Raw genomic sequence first — 897 nt, forward strand, 5'->3', positions numbered from 1 at the left:
TACCTATGGGTACAGTGAGGCTGATAGCCTTCTGAGACGGATTTACTTGATTAATTAGTGAGGTGACGGTTGTTTCAGTCGGTCCATATTCATTAAAGAAATCACAATGGGCATACCAATTATTCGCCAAATCCCAATTGCAAACATCACCTCCAGCGATCACTCTTTTTAATCCCCCAAAGGAACTGGGAGTAATTTGTTCTAGAAACGCAGGAGTAGCATGTAAATGAGTTATTTCCTCCTTCGCCAGCAAGTTTTCAAAGGCATCTATATTCAACCTCATATCTTCATTCACCAAAACAAGCTTAGCGCCGTTGCAAAGTGCAAGCCAAATCTGTTCTACAGATGCATCAAAACCATAATCACTAAAAAGTAGCACTTTTTCTGAATTATCAATATCAAATTTTTGCATTAGAGCATGAATGAGACTTGTCAGATTGGCGTGTTCGACTTGAACTCCTTTTGGAACTCCAGTTGATCCTGAAGTAAAAATGACATAGGCTAATGTGCTGGGCTGAATTGTTATATTTGGGTTTGTAATAGGTTGATTAATAATTTCATTAGAATCTAGGAGATCGATTGTTTCAACTTTATGAATAAACGAGTGTTGGCCTCTTTTGAGGATTAATTTTGGTTTTGCTTCTTGAATCATTAGCTGGGCTCGCTCTTCTGGAAGTGATGGAGAAATTGGAAGATACGCTGCGCCTACTTTAAGAATTCCCAATATTGCAATCAACATATCTAATCCTGTTTCAGAAGAAATCCCTATGATATCATTTTCTTTAACTTCCTTATTTACCAAATAATGAGCGAGCTGATTAGATTTTTTATTAAGTTCATCATATGTCAGCTGTTCATTGTGGTAGAAGAGCGCAGTTTTATTGGGGGATATTTCGA

The 897-nt window shown here is 37.3% G+C and carries 1 protein-coding gene; it reads right to left on the bottom strand.

The features are described 5' to 3' along the window. On the bottom strand, positions 1 to 897 hold an 897-nt coding region (locus JMN32_RS10410; RefSeq protein ID WP_202856274.1), incomplete at both ends, for an AMP-binding protein.

The organism is Fulvivirga marina (genome assembly GCF_016775155.1).
GTDB classification, from domain to species: domain Bacteria; phylum Bacteroidota; class Bacteroidia; order Cytophagales; family Cyclobacteriaceae; genus Fulvivirga; species Fulvivirga marina.